This window comes from Pseudomonas sp. BF-RE-22, from assembly GCF_019956155.1.
Lineage (GTDB): Bacteria > Pseudomonadota > Gammaproteobacteria > Pseudomonadales > Pseudomonadaceae > Aquipseudomonas > Aquipseudomonas migulae.
In genome coordinates this window covers 98,056-112,301 of sequence record NZ_JAHBDD010000066.1, presented here as the reverse complement: position 1 = coordinate 112,301, position 14,246 = coordinate 98,056, and the positions used below count along the sequence as shown (strand labels likewise).

The window sequence follows — 14,246 nt, the reverse complement described above, 5'->3', positions numbered from 1 at the left end:
ATGCGCCTGTACCCTCAGGCGCCTGATGCTCATGACTCCGACCCTCCCCCGCAGACCCCGTTGGCGTAGCCTCGCCCTGCTGGCGCTGTGCCTGGCGCCGTTGCTGTGGCCGCTGGAGCATCTGGCCGAGCGTTATTACCGCAGCGAACTGGCCGGGCAAAACCGGCAGACCCTCGACCTGTACGTCGCCAACCTGCTGGGCACCCTGCACCGTTATGAAGTGCTGCCGCAGATCCTCGGCGACCTGCCGGCCCTGCGCGCCACGCTCGGGGCCCCCGACGACGGTGTGACCCAAGGCAATGCCAACCGCCTGCTGAAGAACATCAGCGCGCAGACCGGTGCCGAAGTCATGTACCTGATGGACACCACCGGCAAGACCCTCGCGGCGTCCAACTGGGACAAACACGACAGCTTCGTCGGCCGGAATTTTTCGTTTCGCCCGTACTTCAGCGAAGCCATGGCCGGGCGTCTCGGGCGGTTTTTCGGGCTGGGCACCACCTCGGCCAAACGCGGTTACTTCTTTGCGGCGGCCGTGCGCGACGGTGAAAAAATCCTCGGCGTGCTGGTGGTCAAGGTCGACCTGGACCACACCGAAAGCCTTTGGGGTAAAACCCCGGAACAACTGCTGGTCACCGACCACAACGGCGTAGTCATCCTCACCTCGCGGGCAGAATGGCGATTCCGCGCGACCCGGCCACTGGGCGAGGGCGAGCGCGAGGCAATCACTGCGATTCAACCCTATCCGACCCGCGACCCGAAACCGTTGAATCTCAATCCTGACGCCTGGCTGACCCAGACCCGGCAAATCGACGAAACCGGCTGGAGCGTCAGCATTCTTGCGCCGCGCACTTTGATCGATCGCCCGGTGCGCACGGTGGTCGCCATCGGCGGCGCGACGCTGTTGGTGTTAATGCTGCTGCTCGGCCTGATGATGCAACGGCGCCGTCACTACCTTGAACGGATCGCCTTCGAAGCCAAGGCCCGGCGCGAACTGGAAGGCCGGGTCGCTGAACGAACCAGCGACCTCGAAGGCCTGAACCGCCGACTGAAACAGGAAGTGCTGGAGCGCGAACACGCCCAGCAGGAACTGGTACGCGCCCAGGATGACCTGGTGCAAGCCGGCAAGCTGTCGGCGCTCGGGACCATGTCGGCAAGCATCAGCCATGAACTGAATCAACCGCTGGCCGCCATCCGCAGCTACGCGGAAAACGCTGAAGTGCTGCTCGATCATCAGCGCACCGACGATGCGCGCGGCAACCTCAAACTGATCAGCGAACTGACCGGGCGCATGGCTTCGATCATCGCGCACCTGCGCGCCTTTGCCCGGCGTGATCGTCACGCGCCGGAAAGCGTCGCGTTGCAACCGGCGCTCGACGACGCGCTGGCGCTGCTGGCCAAGCGTCGGCGGAGCATGGAAGTCGAGCTGATCCGCGATTTGCCCGCCGCCACGCTGTGGGTCGAGGCTGGGGAAACCCGTCTGCGCCAGGTGCTCGGCAATCTGTTGGCCAACGCACTGGACGCGCTGACGGAAAAAGGCCCGCCGCGTAAACTCTGGTTGAGTGCCCAATCCACCGCCGACGGCGTCAATCTGTACATTCGCGACAACGGCCCCGGCTTTTGCATGGAAGCTCTTGGCCGCGCCAGCGAGCCCTTCTACACCACCAAGACCCGCACCCAGGGGCTCGGTCTGGGGCTGGCGATTTGCGAAACCCTGATGCGCGCCTTCGGCGGTGAACTGTCGTTCGCCAACCACAAGGAAGGCGGCGCCCTGATTACCCTGAAACTGCGCGCAGGCGCACCGGGCGTGAGCCTGCAACCGTCCGAGGACCGAAGTGCATGACCATCGACAACCGCATCCAGGTCGTGCTGATCGACGATGATCCCCATCTGCGCCAGGCCCTGAGCCAGACGCTGGATCTGGCCGGCCTGAAAATCCTGCCGCTCGCCGAAGCCAAGGGCCTGGCCGGGCAACTGGAACGCGACTGGCCGGGCGTGGTGGTCAGCGATATCCGCATGCCCGGCATGGACGGTCTCGAACTGCTGACCGAACTGCACGCCCAGGACCCGGAACTGCCGGTGCTGCTGATCACCGGTCACGGCGACGTGCCGCTGGCGGTGCAAGCCATGCGCGCTGGCGCTTACGACTTTCTGGAAAAACCCTTCGCCAGCGACGCCTTGCTCGACAGCGTGCGTCGCGCGTTGGCCCTGCGCCGACTGGTGCTGGACAACCGCAGCTTGCGTCTGGCCCTCAGCGACCGCAATGAACTGAGCACAAGACTGGTCGGGCAATCGGCGCCAATGCTGCGTCTGCGCGAGCAGATCGGCGCACTGGCGGCGACCAAGGCCGATGTGCTGATCCTCGGCGAAACCGGCGCCGGCAAAGAAGTCGTGGCGCGGGCGCTGCACGATTTGTCGAACCGGCGTAACGGCCCGTTCGTGGCGATCAACGCTGGGGCTCTGGCCGAATCCGTGGTGGAAAGCGAGTTGTTCGGTCACGAGCCGGGCGCGTTTACCGGTGCGCAGAAGCGCCGTATCGGCAAGTTCGAATTCGCCAGCGGCGGCACGGTTTTCCTCGATGAAATCGAAAGCATGAGCCTGGACGTGCAGGTGAAATTGCTGCGCTTGCTGCAAGAACGTGTAGTCGAGCGTCTGGGCGGTAATCAGTTGATCCCGCTGGACATCCGCATCATCGCCGCGACCAAGGAAGACCTGCGCCAGGCCGCCGATCAGGGCCGCTTCCGCGCCGACTTGTATTACCGCCTGAACGTCGCCCCGCTGCGCATTCCGCCGCTGCGCGAGCGCGGTGAAGATGCGTTGATGCTGTTCCAGCACTTTGCCGATGAAGCCAGTGCTCGTCATGGCTTGCCGCCCCACGAACTGCAACCGGGGCAACGGGCGCTGCTGCTGCGTCACACCTGGCCGGGCAACGTGCGGGAGTTGCAAAACGCCGCCGAGCGTTTTGCCCTGGGCCTCGAACTGGCGCTGGACAACAACGCGCCGGATGGCACGGCGGGCACAACGGTTGAAGCGGTCAGCGGCGGCTTGAGCGAGCAGGTGGAAAACTTCGAGAAAACGCTGATTGCCGCCGAACTGGCGCGCTCTCACAGCTCGGTGCGCAGTCTCGCCGAAGCCCTCGGCATTCCGCGCAAAACCTTGCACGACAAACTGCGCAAGCACGGCCTCAACTTCGCCGACAGCGGCGCCAGTAGCCACACCGACGAACTCGATTGAATCCGTCATCACTTCAAACAAGGGGCCCTGCATGAGCCGCGACAGTCGTCACCTGGAATCAGTCCTCCACCGCGACATTCCCCTGACGCAAGCCATGGGCATCAAAGTGCTCGACTGGCACGACCAGCAACTGCGCCTGCACTTGCCGCTGGAAGCCAACGTCAATCACAAGAGCACCATGTTCGGCGGCAGTCTGTACTGCGGCGCAGTACTGGCGGGTTGGGGCTGGCTGCATTTGCGTTTGCGCGAAGAAGGCATTGAAGACGGGCACATCGTGATTCACGAAGGGCAAATCAGCTATCCGCTGCCGGTGACCATGGACGCGACCGCGATTTGCCAGGCGCCGAGTGCGGCGGTGTGGAAGAAGTTTCTGGCGATGTATCAGCGCTATGGAAGAGCGCGGTTGACGCTGCATTCGCGGATTGTGAATGCAGGAAGTGAAGAGGATGCGGTGACCTTTACCGGGCAGTACGTCCTGCACCGGTAAGCCTCTGTAGGAGCCAGCTTGCTGTCGATCCAGACAACGCGGTGTATCAGAGACACCGCATCGCTGGCCAGCCAACGCTAAAGTTTTTCGTATGTAACAACCACATCCGAGATGCCATCTAAAGCACGTTGGTTATTCACTTTATACTCCCCGCTCCTACAGAAAACCGAATCAGAGCCACCCAGTTCAATCGTCACTCTGTAGCCGTAAGCTTCTTGTCGCATCGAACAATGAGTTTGATTGCTAAATGCCTGTCCGGTGGCCCGCGGCTGATGAGTGACTGACGTAACACCTAATAATTCTTGTTGGCCTGCTACTTCGATTAAAGGCCAAACGTTGATATCAAAATTTTCCGTCGAGGTGATCACCAAATCCTCATCACCATGATTGATTTGCCCGTTGACCTTCAACAATATCATACCTTCTGGAGGGGACTTGATCGTTACTGTCCCGGCAGAAACACTCCCCATACAAAATGAAAGTCCGACGAACAAAGCAACATATTTAATATTCATTCTAAAAGTTTCCCACTGCATCAATTACAAGACTGCCACATATAACTCAACAGAAAGAAATACATGCTGACAACCAAACGAAAAGTATCGTTTTTTCTTGCGCCAACCAATGCAAGTTGACAATTGAATACTAGCACCCCGCCAAAAATCTAAAACTTTTAAAACATTGCAACATATGAAAAAGCAGTAGCACTACAGCCCTGTTTACAGCCAACTGATTACTTTGAGCTCAACAATAATAACTGTTCCCGCCAAGACGCGTTGGCTGGCAACGCAATGAAATAGTTATTCCGTAAAGATTCCCGCGCGGGGTAGGTAAACGGTACGCCACTCAACTCCAGCACCTCACCACCCGCACCTTCCAAAACACCTTGGGCCGCCGCCGTATCCCACTGCGAAGTCGGCGCCAGACGCGGATAACAATCCGCCGCCCCTTCCGCCAACAAACAAAACTTCAGCGAACTGCCGATGTTGGCCAGTTGCAGCTCACCCAGGCTGTCGCTCAACCCGGCGAGCAAGCGCTCTTGCTCAGGGCTCGAATGCCGACGGCTGGCGACGACCGTGAAGGCCTCGCCCGGGGCGGGCACGGTGCGAACCTGAATCGGCAGCGGCTCGGCGTCCTTATCACCACGCCATGCGCCCAGACCGGCACCACCGACGTAGAAACGCCCATTGGTCGGCATCGACACCACGCCAAACACCACGCGCCCCTGCTCGATCAACGCAATGTTGACGGTAAATTCTTCGCTGCCCGAGATGAACTCCTTGGTGCCGTCCAACGGATCGACCAGCCACCAGCGCTGCCAGCCGGCACGCACGCTCTGCGGAATGTTGGCGTCTTCTTCAGACAACACCGGGATGCTCGGGTCCAGCGCGGTCAGCCCGGCCAGAATCAGATGATGAGCGGCCAGGTCGGCAGCGGTGACCGGTGAATCGTCGGCCTTGGCGGTCACGGTCGTACCGGTGCGCCAGAACGGCAGGATCGCGTCGCCAGCCTTCAATGCCAGTTCAATCACCGGCGCCATCAATGGATGAGGGAAAATCATGGCAGGAACACTCCGCGCTGGGTCAGCAAATCTCGGGTCAGGTACAGCGCCGCCAAGGCACGGCCCTCGGTGAATTTCGGGTTCTGGGCCAGGGCCGACAGCTCTCGCAGGTTGATCTTGTCCACGCGCATCGGTTCAGGCTCGTCGCCTTCAAGCCGCTCTTCGTACAGATCGGTGGCCAGCACCACCTGAATTTTCTGGCTCATGTAACCCGGCGACAAGGACAGCTCGGTGAGGTGTTCCAGTTGTCGCGCGCCATACCCGGCTTCTTCCTTGAGCTCACGCTCGGCCGCCGCCAGCACGTCTTCACCCGGCTCGATCAAGCCTTTGGGCAGCGACATCTCGTATTCATCGGTGCCGCCGCAATATTCCTCGACCAGCACCGCGTGATCTGCGTCGAGCATCGCCACAATCATCACCGCGCCATACCCGGCGCCTTTGCCGACCAGCCGCTCATAGGTGCGCTCCACGCCATTGGAAAAGCGCAATTTCAGCTCTTCGACGCAGAACAAGCGGCTGGTGGCGACGATCTCGCGGGCGAGGATGGTGGGTTTCTGGCGCATGAAAAGCTCCTTGGCGTGAACGCGTTACTATACCCGGCCTATCCTGATTGTTGACCTCGGATATCTCTTTTACCGCTGGAGAAGTTTTTTATGTCCCTGCTGCCCTGGCGAGACATCGACACCGTTCTGCTCGATATGGACGGCACGCTGCTGGACCTGCACTTCGACAACCATTTCTGGCTGGAACACTTGCCCCAGCGTTACGCCGAATTGCACGGGGTGAGCCGGGCCATGGCCGAGATGGAATTGCAGCCGCTGTTTGAACGCCATGCCGGTCAGTTGCAGTGGTATTGCCTGGATTTCTGGAGCGCCGAACTGAAGCTGCCGGTGCGCGAGCTGAAACTGGAAACCGCACACCTGATCGCGTTGCGCCCGGACGCGGATACGTTCCTTGCGGCGATCAAACAGGCCGGCAAGCGGGTGGTGATGATCACCAATGCACACCGGGATTCGCTTTCACTGAAACTGGAACGAATTGAACTGGCGCCGTATTTCGAGCGGTTGATCAGCTCGCATGATTACGGTTTTCCCAAAGAGAATCCGCAGTTCTGGCAGGCATTGCAGGCGGATATCGGGTTTGATCCGGCGCGCAGCCTGTTTATCGACGATACGTTGTCGATCCTGCGCAGTGCGCGGGATTTTGGGGTCGCGCATTTGTTGGCGGTGAAGGAGCCGGACAGCCGCAAGGGGCCGAAGGACACGGCGGAGTTTGCGGCAGTGGTTGATTATCGGGAGTTGATTGCGGGGCTTTAGACCGAGTCGCGCCTTTCGCGGGCAAGCCTCGCTCCTACAGGTTAGGCGTCGTTCGTGAACGAGGCGATAACCTGTAGGAGCGAGGCTTGCCCGCGAAGGCCATAACGCGGTCTTAAACCTTACTCAGGAATCCGCAACGACTGCCCCGGATAAATCTTGTTCACATCCTTGAGCATCGGCTTGTTGGCCTCAAAGATTTTTTGATACTTGTTGGCATCGCCATACGCGCGCAATGAAATCGCGCTGAGGGTGTCGCCCTTCACGACCGTGACAAATTTCGCGGCGACGACCACAGGCCCGGTCACCGCAATCTGATCATCCACACTGCCGACACCGGCGATATTGCCCACCGCCAGCAGGATTTTTTCTTTCTCTTCCTGGGTCGCCACCTCACCGGTCACCGTGACTTTGTCGCCCTCTACCGTCGCCTGCACATTCGGATTGCCCAGGCCGACCTTGCTGATGTGTTCCTTCAACTGCTCGCTGGCATTGGCGTTACCCGGCGTCAGCAAATCGATAAGCTTTTCGCCTGCTTCCTTCACAAAGCTAAAAATACTCATGGTGCACTCTCCTTGGTTTTTGGTTCCAGACGCAAAAGCCTAGACCAAGGTTGCAACACCCGGTTCCTACCCGACCAATGACGCCGCTTGCCCCCAGGCGCTAGAATCCCGACCTTCCCGCGCCCTGGAGCGAAGATGGACATCAAGCAGCTGAAATTCCTCATCGCCCTCGACGAAACCCGGCATTTCGGTCAGGCCGCTGCACGTTGTCACGTCACTCAGCCGACCCTGTCCATGCGCTTGCGCAGCCTTGAAGAAGAACTCGAGTTACCGTTGGTCAACCGTGGCCAGCGCTTCGAAGGCTTCACCGCGCCGGGCGAACGGGTGCTGGCGTGGGCGCGCACGGTGCTCGCGGCCTACGACGGCTTGCAGGCCGAAGCCGCCGCCTGTCGCGGCAACCTGGTCGGTACGTTGCGTCTGGGCGTGGTGCCGTTGTCGAGTTTCGACCCGCTGCCGCTGCTGCAACGCTTGCACGGCGAACACCCGAACCTGCGCTTCGAACTCTCGGCGCTGAGCTCCGAGCAGATCCTCGAACAACTGGCGAACAATCGCCTGGATCTTGGCGTGTCGTACCTGGAGCGTCTGGACGCCGAACGTTTCGATTCCCTGGCGTTCAGCGAAACTCGCATGGGCCTGCTCTACGACCAGCGCTTCTTCACGTTCGGCGAGGCGCCGCTGAGCTGGGAGTCGCTGATCGAACTGCCGCTGGGCATGCTCACCAGCGGCATGCATTTCCGCCAGTCCATCGACCACAATTTCCACAGCCGCGGCCTTACTCCGCAGCCGTTGTTGCAAACCGATGCCGTGCATCAACTGTTACAAGCTGTTCATGGCGGGTTGTGTTGCGCCGTGATGCCGCTCGAAGGCGGCCTGGAAAACCTGACAGACCATCTGCGCCTGCAACCGATCGAAAACGCCCAGACCCTCGGCCGGCTGGGGCTGATCATGCGGCGCAGCGCACCGCGCTCGGCGTTGGCGGAGGCCTGTTTCGCGATCTATCAACAATCAATGACAAGCTCTTGATCGACGCCATCTATCGGCAGATCAGTAATAGCGATTAGACGCGACAACTTGTCGCGCATAGGCTTAAAGCTGACTAAACCGTCGGTGATGCCCCCATGAACGCCAAGCGTCCTGTTTGCGCGGCGCCAGCCCTCGAAGCGCCCGCGCCCGCCGCCAGCCAAACGTACAGTTACAGCGATTTTCAATACACCGAATCGGCCAGCACCGCGCTCGCCGAGGAAGTTGCGTTGGCGATTGCCTATAACGGTATCAGTCAGGCAGTGATGCTGGTGACGCCGACGGACCTGGAAGACTTCATCGTCGGTTTCAGCCTCGGCAGCGGCATCATCGAAGACGCCTCCGACATTTATGACCTGCAACTGAGCGGTTCGGGGTCGGCGCAGTACGCGCAAGTGACCATCGCCAACCGCGCCTTCTGGAACCTCAAGCAGCAACGTCGGCAACTGGCCGGCACCAGCGGCTGCGGGCTCTGCGGCGTGGAAGCGGTCGAGCAGGCCTTGCCGGACCTCAAAGTGTTGCCCGGTGCGCCATTGCCGCCCGCCGAATGGCTCGACGGTTTGCGCCAGCGTATCGGCGCGTTCCAGCCGCTCGGCCAGCATTGCGGCGCGGTGCATGCGGCGGTGTTCATGAACGCTCATGGCGAATTGCTGCTGGGCCGCGAGGACATTGGCCGGCACAACGCGCTTGACAAGCTGATTGGCGGGCTGATCCGACAAAAGATCCCGACCACTGGCGGCCTGGCGATTGTCACCAGTCGTTGCAGCCTCGAATTGATCCAGAAAGTACTGCGCGCAGGCATCCAGACCCTGGTCAGCCTGTCGTCGCCCACGGGCCTTGCCGTGCAATGGGCCCGTCGTCACAACCTGAACCTTATCCATCTGCCACAGAAGAATGCGCCGCGGGTCTACAGCCCGGCTTTGGAGAATCAAGCGTGAGTCAACACCGTCAAGCCGACCAGAAACCCGTCCCCCGCTATAAGCCCTACAAGGGCCCAGCCGGTGGCTGGGGCGCACTGATCAGCGTCGCCCAGGCCTGGTTGACCAGCGACAACGCGCTGAAAAACCTGCGCATCATGCTCAAGACCAACCAAAATGGCGGCTTCGACTGCCCGGGTTGTGCCTGGGGCGATTCGCCGGAAAAGGGCATGGTGATGTTCTGCGAGAACGGCGCCAAAGCGGTGAACTGGGAAGCGACCAAACGGGCCGTCAACCCGGCATTCTTCGCCAAACACAGCGTCACCTCGCTGCTGGAACAAAGCGATTACTGGCTCGAATATCAGGGGCGCCTGACCGAGCCGATGCGCTACAACGCCGAAACCGATCGCTACCAACCGATCAGCTGGGATGACGCCTTCACCCTGATCGCCAAACATCTGCGCGGTTTGTCGAGCCCGGACCAAGCCGAGTTCTACACCTCGGGACGTGCCAGCAATGAAGCGGCTTTCCTCTATCAATTGTTCGTGCGCGCCTATGGCACCAATAATTTCCCCGACTGTTCGAACATGTGCCACGAGGCCAGCGGTGTCGCGTTGGCGCAGAGCGTTGGCGTCGGTAAAGGCACCGTGACCTTCGACGACTTCGAACACGCCGACGCGATTTTCGTCTGGGGCCAGAACCCCGGCACCAACCACCCACGGATGCTCGAGCCGCTGCGTGAGGCCGTGAAACGCGGCGCGCAAGTGGTGTGCATCAACCCGCTCAAAGAACGCGGCCTGGAACGTTTCCAGCACCCGCAACACCCGATCGAAATGCTCACCAACGGCGACAAACCGACCAACACCGCCTATTTCCGTCCGGCCTTGGGCGGCGACATGGCGGTACTGCGCGGCATGGCGAAATTCCTGCTGCAATGGGAGCGCGACGCGCAGAAAGCCGGTGAGCCTGCCGTGTTCGACCACGACTTCCTCAATGAACACAGTGTCAACGTGCTGGAGTACCTGGGTACCGTCGACGATACGCCGTGGGAGCAGATCGTCGAGCAGTCCGGCCTGACGCTGGTGGAAATCGAGCAAGCGGCGCGCATGTATGCCAAAGGCAAGAACGTGATCATGTGCTGGGCGATGGGTATCACCCAACATCGCCATTCGGTCGCGACCATCCAGGAAATCGCCAACCTGATGCTGCTGCGCGGCAATATTGGCCGCCCCGGCGCCGGCCTGTGCCCGGTGCGTGGCCACAGTAACGTGCAGGGCGACCGCACGATGGGCATCAACGAGCGTCCGCCGGTGGCGTTCCTCGATTCCCTGGAACGTCGCTTCCAGTTCAAAGTGCCGCGCGAAAACGGTCATAACGTGGTCGAGGCGATTCATGCCATGGCCGAAGGTCGTGCAAAAGTCTTCATCGCTCTGGGCGGTAACTTCGCCCAGGCCACTCCGGACAGCACGCGTACCTTCCAGGCTCTGAGCAACTGCGACCTGACCGTACAGATCAGCACCAAGCTCAACCGCAGCCATTTGGCTCACGGCAAGGAAGCACTGATCCTGCCGTGCCTGGGCCGCACCGACATCGATATCCAGACCGAAGGCCCGCAAGCGGTGACCGTGGAAGATTCGTTCAGCATGGTCCACGCCTCCAACGGCCAGTTGCAGGCGCTGTCGAACCAGATGCGCTCCGAGCCTGCGATCATCGCCGGTATCGCCGCCGCGACTCTGGGCAGCAAGCCGGTGGACTGGAACTGGCTGGTGGCCGATTACTCGCGCATCCGTGACCTGATTGCCGATACGATTCCGGGCTTCAAGGACTTCAACGAGAAGATCAAGAATCCGGGCGGCTTCTACCTCGGCAACAGTGCCGGTTCCCGTCGCTGGAACACCGCGTCGGGCCGGGCGAATTTCCGTGCGAACGTCCTGCCCAAGGACCTGGTGCACGAGCGCACGCGCTCCACAGGCGTGTTGCCGGACCTGATCATGCAGTCGATGCGTTCCCACGATCAGTACAACACCACCATTTATGGCCTCGACGACCGTTATCGCGGCGTGAAAGGTCAACGTGATGTGTTGTTTGTGAACGAGGCGGATATTATTCGCCTGGGGTTCAAACCGGGACAGAAGGCCGACATCGTTTCGATCTGGGACGATGGTCGTGAGCGTCGGGTGAAAGGCTTCACACTGCTGGCGTTTGATATTCCTGCGGGGCAGGCTGCAGCGTATTACCCGGAAGTGAATCCGCTGGTGCCGCTGGAGAGCACTGGGGATGGCAGCCATACGCCGACGTCGAAGTTTGTGGCGATCCGGTTGGAAGCGGCGAGTGAGATCGGGTTGATTTTGGCGAAGTCTGCTTAACTCGGCAGCAGGTCTGGCCTCTTCGCGGGCAAGTCGGATCGCCGCACCGCTCGCTCCTACAGATCAGTAGTGATCTCACGGTCACGGCAAAACCTGTAGGAGCGAGGCTTGCCCGCGAAGGCATCCGACACGACTACACCTGTATCCGCACCACCCGATTACTTTCCAATCGCCCACAAAAAAGGCCGTTTTTTCACAAAAACGGCCATTCCGAAGTAACTAAAGACCGGCGAAAAACACTTAAGTTCCAGCTAAAAAACAGTAACTTATAGAAATGTGCTGAAGTCGTGTTACTCGTCGGATTTCGATTGTCAGCCTTACGACACAGCCTCAGGATCGCGCCGTCATCCCCTTGAGGTTCCTCAAATGAAGTTCTCCTCGATTCTCTTGTTGTCCCTTGGCCTGGTCAGTGGCTTCGCTTCTGCCGGAGGCACCACCGAAGCAGGTGTGGGCGGCGCATTGGGCGGGGTTTTGGGCTCGGTCGTCGGTCAATCGCTAGGCGGCAACACAGGTTCAACCATTGGCGCAGCCCTGGGCGGCGCGGGTGGTAGCGCAGTTGGCGCAGACAAACGCAGCCGTGGCGAAGCGGCCATTGGCGGTGCGTTGGGCGCAGCAGGCGGTAACGTGGTCGGCCGCAGCATGGGCGGCACCACCGGCAGCCTGATCGGCTCCGCAGCAGGCGGCGGCGCCGGTGGCGCGCTGGGCAACTACATGGGCAACAAAAGCGATGATGATGACGATGATCGTCGTTCCTATCGCGGTCATGGTGATCGTCGCTATTATCGGGATGACCATCCGGGTCGCGGCCATGCTTATGGCCACCGCAAGCACAAACATCGCTATCACGACTGAGGCTTGAATCGCCTCGTTTACCGGTAGATCAAAAAAATCGCAGCCCAAGGGCTGCGATTTTTTTTGCCCCTCAAACCACCAATCGCTCCAGCGCACCGCGCAACCCGGCAGGAATCGCCACGGGCTGATTCGACACCCGATCCACAAACACATGCACGAAACGCCCCGCGGCGCAGGCTTCGTCTTCACCGGCCTTGAACACCGCCAATTCGTATTGCACCGAACTGTTGCCCAACTTGCCCACGCGCAAACCGATCTCGATCCGGTCGGGGAAAGCGATTGAAGCAAAATAATCGCAAGCCGAACTCACCACAAAACCCACGACTTCGCCGTCATGAATATCCAGGCCGCCGACTTCGATCAGGTAGGTGTTCACCGCCGTGTCGAAGAAGCTGTAGTAGGTGACGTTGTTGACGTGACCGTAGGCATCGTTGTCGTGCCAGCGCGTGGTGATGGGCTGGAAGTGCGGGTAGTCGGTGCGTTGGGGCATCAGCGTCGGTTCCTGAAGTTGGATGGCCAGTAGACCGTGTCGCTATCATCGCTGGCAAGCCAGCGCCTACAGGATAGCGAGGACCTTTTAGGAGCTGGCTTGCCAGCGATGGCGCCACCACGGTCAATACATCACTCACCGATCAGCAAACCCCTTGCCCACCGCCGCCAACTCCCCAATCAACCGCGCCGGCTGCCAGTGATCACCCTGTTTGGTTTCCAGCTGCAGTAGCCGCTGATGAATATCCGCCAACCCCTGCTGATCCGCCCAGGCCATCGGCCCGCCCTTGTCCACCGGAAAACCATAACCGTTGAGGTACACCAGATCGATGTCATGCGCCGACGCCGCAATCCCTTCCTGAAGAATCTTCGCGCCCTCGTTGACCAGTGCCAGCAAGCAGCGCTCCAGAATCTCCTCAGGCCCGATCTCGCGACGCTGGAAACCCAATCCTTCGCTGACCTCCAGCACCAGCGCATCCACCTGCACATCGTGCTCAGCCTGGCGACTGCCCGCTTCGTAGTGGTAATAGCCGTTGCCACTCTTCTGCCCGAAACGGCCCAGTTCGCACAGACGGTTATCCACTTGAACCTGCGGCGCATCCTGCCCCTTGCCCGCCAGCTCCCGAGCCCGCCATTCGAGGTCGATACCAACCACGTCGTACATGCGGAACGGCCCCATGGCGAAACCGAACCCCTGCAACGCCGCATCCACCTGATAGGGGTAAGCGCCTTCAAGCAGCATCTTGCGTGCTTCCAGCACGTAGGTTTTGAGCATGCGGTTGCCAATGAAGCCCTCGCAGTTGCCCGACACCACGCTGACCTTGCCCATGCGCTTGCCCAGGTCCAGCGCGGCCTCCAGCACCGCCGGTGAAGTCTGTGCGCCACGAACGATTTCCAGCAGTTTCATGATGTGCGCCGGGCTGAAGAAGTGCAGGCCCAGGACTTGTTTCGGGCGGCGGGTGGCGGCGGCAATGGCATCGATATCCAGCGCCGACGTGTTGCTGGCCAATATGGCTTCGGGCTTGAGCAGGCCATCCAGCTCGCGGAATATTCTCTGCTTGAGTTCGAGGTTTTCGTAAACCGCTTCGATCACCAGATCGACCTCGCGGATCGCTGCGTAATCGGCAGCCGTCGTGACCCGTGCAATGCGCGCATCCGCTTCAGCCTGATCAATCCGTCCCTGCCGCACGTTGTGCGCGTAGGTCTCAGCCACGGTGGCCAGTGCCTGCTCAAGCATCTGCGGATTGTTATCGACCCACTGCACCGGCACCCCGGCATTGGCCAGGCACATGACAATGCCACGGCCCATGGTGCCCGCACCGATGACGGCAGCGCGCTGAATGTTGAACGGTGTCTGGCTCATAGTTGTTCTCTTATTGGCGATCCAAAGACAGACCCCACCATAGTCAGCCACCCGGCTTTTTTGAAATTTATTCCTGTGATGGGG

14 protein-coding genes are annotated in these 14,246 nt (G+C 60.4%); 8 read left to right on the top strand and 6 right to left on the bottom strand.

The annotated features are described in order from the left end of the window. The first annotated feature begins 31 nt into the window (after positions 1-31). The 3 genes from KGA82_RS25000 to KGA82_RS24990 are packed head-to-tail and all read left to right on the top strand — an operon-like array spanning position 32 to position 3,718. Positions 32-1,840 carry an ATP-binding protein gene (locus tag KGA82_RS25000; RefSeq protein WP_192226765.1) on the top strand — a complete coding sequence of 603 codons (1,809 nt, stop codon included), beginning with the start codon at positions 32-34 and terminating at the stop codon, positions 1,838-1,840. Next, complete coding sequence (locus KGA82_RS24995) at positions 1,837-3,231, top strand: sigma-54-dependent transcriptional regulator (protein ID WP_008025032.1); 1,395 nt, start codon at positions 1,837-1,839, stop codon at positions 3,229-3,231. The genes KGA82_RS25000 and KGA82_RS24995 overlap by 4 nt, the downstream gene beginning before the upstream one ends. A 31-nt stretch (positions 3,232-3,262) precedes the next feature. Beyond that, positions 3,263-3,718 carry a thioesterase domain-containing protein gene (locus KGA82_RS24990; RefSeq protein WP_223452850.1) on the top strand — a complete coding sequence of 152 codons (456 nt, stop codon included), beginning with the start codon at positions 3,263-3,265 and terminating at the stop codon, positions 3,716-3,718. Between the two features lie 77 nt (positions 3,719-3,795). On the opposite strand, the gene KGA82_RS24985 is transcribed toward KGA82_RS24990, so the two are convergent. The 3 genes from KGA82_RS24985 to nudE form a co-directional block, all read right to left on the bottom strand. Continuing rightward, the gene (locus KGA82_RS24985; protein WP_223452847.1) at positions 3,796-4,233 is read right to left on the bottom strand and encodes a hypothetical protein; all 438 of its coding nucleotides are present in this window, start codon (positions 4,231-4,233) and stop codon (positions 3,796-3,798) included. Between the two features lie 218 nt (positions 4,234-4,451). Next, positions 4,452-5,279, bottom strand: a complete 828-nt coding sequence (gene cysQ / locus KGA82_RS24980; protein ID WP_223452846.1) for a 3'(2'),5'-bisphosphate nucleotidase CysQ — start codon at positions 5,277-5,279, stop codon at positions 4,452-4,454. After that, positions 5,276-5,842, bottom strand: a complete 567-nt coding sequence (nudE, locus tag KGA82_RS24975) for an ADP compounds hydrolase NudE (RefSeq protein ID WP_008040117.1) — start codon at positions 5,840-5,842, stop codon at positions 5,276-5,278. Before nudE ends, cysQ begins: the two co-directional genes overlap by 4 nt. A gap of 90 nt (positions 5,843-5,932) precedes the next feature. On the opposite strand from nudE, the gene yrfG reads away from it, so the two are divergent. Continuing rightward, positions 5,933-6,595, top strand: a complete 663-nt coding sequence (gene yrfG, locus KGA82_RS24970) for a GMP/IMP nucleotidase (RefSeq protein ID WP_223434911.1) — start codon at positions 5,933-5,935, stop codon at positions 6,593-6,595. A 119-nt stretch (positions 6,596-6,714) separates the two neighbouring features. Here the strand turns inward: yrfG and lysM are convergent, their stop codons facing one another. Then, a complete protein-coding gene (lysM, locus tag KGA82_RS24965) occupies positions 6,715-7,155 on the bottom strand; it encodes a peptidoglycan-binding protein LysM (RefSeq protein WP_223452843.1) in 441 nt (146 codons plus the stop codon). Positions 7,156-7,290: 135 nt separating this feature from the next. On the opposite strand from lysM, the gene KGA82_RS24955 reads away from it, so the two are divergent. The 4 genes from KGA82_RS24955 to KGA82_RS24940 all read left to right on the top strand — a co-directional run bounded on the left by KGA82_RS24955 (position 7,291) and on the right by KGA82_RS24940 (position 12,310). Then, positions 7,291-8,178 (top strand): LysR family transcriptional regulator, encoded by an 888-nt coding sequence (locus tag KGA82_RS24955; RefSeq protein WP_008025038.1) that lies wholly within the window; start codon positions 7,291-7,293, stop codon positions 8,176-8,178. A 95-nt stretch (positions 8,179-8,273) separates the two neighbouring features. Beyond that, the gene (gene fdhD, locus KGA82_RS24950) at positions 8,274-9,113 is read left to right on the top strand and encodes a formate dehydrogenase accessory sulfurtransferase FdhD (protein WP_192226757.1); all 840 of its coding nucleotides are present in this window, start codon (positions 8,274-8,276) and stop codon (positions 9,111-9,113) included. Continuing rightward, complete coding sequence (locus KGA82_RS24945) at positions 9,110-11,458, top strand: FdhF/YdeP family oxidoreductase (protein WP_223416026.1); 2,349 nt, start codon at positions 9,110-9,112, stop codon at positions 11,456-11,458. The genes fdhD and KGA82_RS24945 overlap by 4 nt, the downstream gene beginning before the upstream one ends. 366 nt (positions 11,459-11,824) lie before the next feature. Next, on the top strand, positions 11,825-12,310 hold the full coding sequence (locus KGA82_RS24940) for a glycine zipper domain-containing protein (RefSeq protein WP_008025043.1): 486 nt from the start codon (positions 11,825-11,827) through the stop codon (positions 12,308-12,310). A 70-nt stretch (positions 12,311-12,380) separates the two neighbouring features. Here the strand turns inward: KGA82_RS24940 and KGA82_RS24935 are convergent, their stop codons facing one another. Beyond that, complete coding sequence (locus KGA82_RS24935) at positions 12,381-12,800, bottom strand: acyl-CoA thioesterase (RefSeq protein WP_008040124.1); 420 nt, start codon at positions 12,798-12,800, stop codon at positions 12,381-12,383. 135 nt (positions 12,801-12,935) lie between these two features. After that, entirely contained in the window at positions 12,936-14,162 is a 1,227-nt protein-coding gene (locus KGA82_RS24930) for a 3-hydroxyacyl-CoA dehydrogenase (RefSeq protein ID WP_223452832.1), read from the bottom strand. Positions 14,163-14,246: the final 84 nt, after the last annotated feature.

Excerpts from the sequence above, each read along its gene's own strand:
- KGA82_RS25000 (WP_192226765.1), top strand. The coding sequence starts at position 32 with ATGACTCCGACCCTCCCCCGCAGACCCCGTTGGCGTAGCCTCGCCCTG.
- KGA82_RS24995 (WP_008025032.1), top strand. The coding sequence starts at position 1,837 with ATGACCATCGACAACCGCATCCAGGTCGTGCTGATCGACGATGATCCC.
- KGA82_RS24990 (WP_223452850.1), top strand. The coding sequence starts at position 3,263 with ATGAGCCGCGACAGTCGTCACCTGGAATCAGTCCTCCACCGCGACATT.
- KGA82_RS24985 (WP_223452847.1), bottom strand. The coding sequence starts at position 4,233 with ATGAATATTAAATATGTTGCTTTGTTCGTCGGACTTTCATTTTGTATG.
- cysQ (WP_223452846.1), bottom strand. The coding sequence starts at position 5,279 with ATGATTTTCCCTCATCCATTGATGGCGCCGGTGATTGAACTGGCATTG.
- nudE (WP_008040117.1), bottom strand. The coding sequence starts at position 5,842 with ATGCGCCAGAAACCCACCATCCTCGCCCGCGAGATCGTCGCCACCAGC.
- yrfG (WP_223434911.1), top strand. The coding sequence starts at position 5,933 with ATGTCCCTGCTGCCCTGGCGAGACATCGACACCGTTCTGCTCGATATG.
- lysM (WP_223452843.1), bottom strand. The coding sequence starts at position 7,155 with ATGAGTATTTTTAGCTTTGTGAAGGAAGCAGGCGAAAAGCTTATCGAT.
- KGA82_RS24955 (WP_008025038.1), top strand. The coding sequence starts at position 7,291 with ATGGACATCAAGCAGCTGAAATTCCTCATCGCCCTCGACGAAACCCGG.
- fdhD (WP_192226757.1), top strand. The coding sequence starts at position 8,274 with ATGAACGCCAAGCGTCCTGTTTGCGCGGCGCCAGCCCTCGAAGCGCCC.
- KGA82_RS24940 (WP_008025043.1), top strand. The coding sequence starts at position 11,825 with ATGAAGTTCTCCTCGATTCTCTTGTTGTCCCTTGGCCTGGTCAGTGGC.
- KGA82_RS24935 (WP_008040124.1), bottom strand. The coding sequence starts at position 12,800 with ATGCCCCAACGCACCGACTACCCGCACTTCCAGCCCATCACCACGCGC.
- KGA82_RS24930 (WP_223452832.1), bottom strand. The coding sequence starts at position 14,162 with ATGAGCCAGACACCGTTCAACATTCAGCGCGCTGCCGTCATCGGTGCG.